A 2,091-nucleotide genomic window follows, 5' to 3' on the forward strand; every position below is an offset into this window, starting at 1 on the left:
GCGGGCCATTTCGAAGCCCAAGCGGGCGATGCGCTCAATTTCCTCCGTAGAATAAACCAGGGTGTCGATGGCCACTTCTCCGGTGGCCGTTTTTTCCCGTTTCTTTTCGCCAAAATAAATTCCGCCGGTTAGCTCCCGGATAACCAAAAGATCAGTGCCTACAACTACCTCCGGCTTTAAGGTGGAGGCACTGGCTAAAGCCGGATAGAGTACCGCCGGTCGCAGGTTGGCGTACAGTCCCAACTCCTTCCGAAGTTTCAGCAGAGCCGCCACTTCGGGTCTAAGGTGAACGGGAAGCGTGTCCCACTTGGGCCCCCCAACTGCTCCCAACAGTATGGCATCGCTCCGGCGGCATAAATTAAGAGTGTCATCCGGCAGGGGTGTTCCCGCAGCATCTATAGCTGCACCCCCTACCAGCCCTTCTTCAAACTCAAAAGACACCTTAAACTTTTCCCCTATTACTTCCAGTACTTTGACTGCTTCCGGTACAATTTCGCTCCCAATGCCGTCCCCCGGCAGCACTGCAATTTTAGGCATTGCGCTTCACCTTCCTGGCTACGTAATTCATAAGTCCTCCCGCCGCTATCAGTTCCTGCATAAAAGGAGGAAAGGTCGTGGCACGGTAGCTTTCATTCCGGGTGAGGTTATAAATAATACCCTCTTCTGCATCTACCTTTATTTCATCGCCGGTATTAATAGCTTCCGCCGCTTCCGGGGATTCGAAAATAGGCAGGCCGATGTTAATGGCATTACGGTAAAAAATCCTGGCAAAGGATTTGGCAATTACACAGGATACCCCGGCGGCCTTGATGGCTATGGGTGCATGTTCCCGGGAACTACCACAACCAAAATTTTTGTCTGCCACAATAATATCCCCCGGTTTTACCTTCCGCGGAAAATCAGGATCGGCATCTTCCATGCAGTGTTTTGCCAGTTCCTCCGGCGAAGATGTATTAAGATAACGGGCCGGTATGATAGCGTCGGTATCAATATCGGCTCCGAACTTCCAGGCACGTCCTACATAATGCAACTAAACCACCTCCTTGGGACCAGCAATACGTCCTTTAACCGCACTGGCAGCCGCTACCGCCGGGTTGGCCAGATACACTTCACTTTCCGGATGACCCATTCGGCCCACAAAGTTACGGTTTGTAGTGGCTACCGCCTTTTCGCCCTTGGCCAGTATACCCATATGTCCTCCCAGGCACGGGCCGCAGGTAGGAGTACTGACGGCTGCTCCCGCCTCAATGAAAACCTCTATAAGCCCCTCCCGGAGGGCCTGCCGATAAATCTCCTGGGTTCCGGGAATGATAATCAGGCGCACCTCCGGGTGTACCTGCCGGCCTCGGAGCACTTGGGCGGCCAAACGTAAATCTTCAAGGCGGCCGTTAGTACAGGACCCAATCACCACTTGATCAATCGGTATATCGGGCACCTCGCTGATTGGCCGGGTATTTTCCGGTAGATGGGGAAAAGCCACCTGGGGCTCTAGCTTACTTACATCGTAATCAACAACCCGGGCATAACGCGCGTCAGGATCACTGCGGAAAATCTGGTAGGGTCTTCGGGCCCTGTTCTCTACATAAGCCAGAGTGATTTCATCCGGCTCAATGATACCGTTTTTCGCCCCCGCCTCAATGGCCATATTGGCCATAGTGAATCGGCTGTCCATAGAGAGATATTTGATTGCCTCGCCGGTAAATTCCATGGCCATGTACCGGGCGCCATCTACCCCCAGGTCACCAATGGTATGTAGAATCAAATCTTTCCCAACCACCCAAGGCTGCAGCCTTCCGTGGTAGACAAGCTTGATAGATTCCGGGACTCGGAACCAGGCCTCTCCCGTGGCCATTCCTGCCGCCATATCGGTACTGCCCACACCGGTAGCAAAAGCTCCCAGAGCTCCGTAAGTACAGGTATGGGAATCCGCACCAATGACCACATCTCCCGGAACCACCAGTCCGGCCTCCGGAAGGAGACAATGCTCAATACCCATTCTTCCAACTTCAAAATAGTTGGTTATCTGATACCGGCGGGCAAAATCCCTTACTACTTTGGCTTGCTCCGCCGATTTTATATCTTTGTTGGGAG

Annotated in this window: 3 protein-coding genes; all 3 read right to left on the reverse strand. The window is 53.0% G+C overall.

The genetic code is table 11. The features are described from left to right. On the reverse strand, positions 1-537 hold a 537-nt coding region (locus KKC1_RS07655), incomplete at its 3' end, for an isocitrate/isopropylmalate family dehydrogenase (RefSeq protein WP_238134235.1). Next, entirely contained in the window at positions 530-1,030 is a 501-nt protein-coding gene (gene leuD / locus KKC1_RS07660) for a 3-isopropylmalate dehydratase small subunit (RefSeq protein ID WP_088553873.1), read from the reverse strand. The genes KKC1_RS07655 and leuD, both read right to left, overlap by 8 nt. Beyond that, positions 1,031-2,091 (reverse strand): 3-isopropylmalate dehydratase large subunit (gene leuC, locus KKC1_RS07665; protein WP_238134236.1); only part of this gene is annotated, 1,061 nt, incomplete at its 5' end. It lies immediately after the preceding gene.

The sequence above is a fragment of the Calderihabitans maritimus genome (assembly GCF_002207765.1).
Classification (GTDB): domain Bacteria; phylum Bacillota; class KKC1; order Calderihabitantales; family Calderihabitantaceae; genus Calderihabitans; species Calderihabitans maritimus.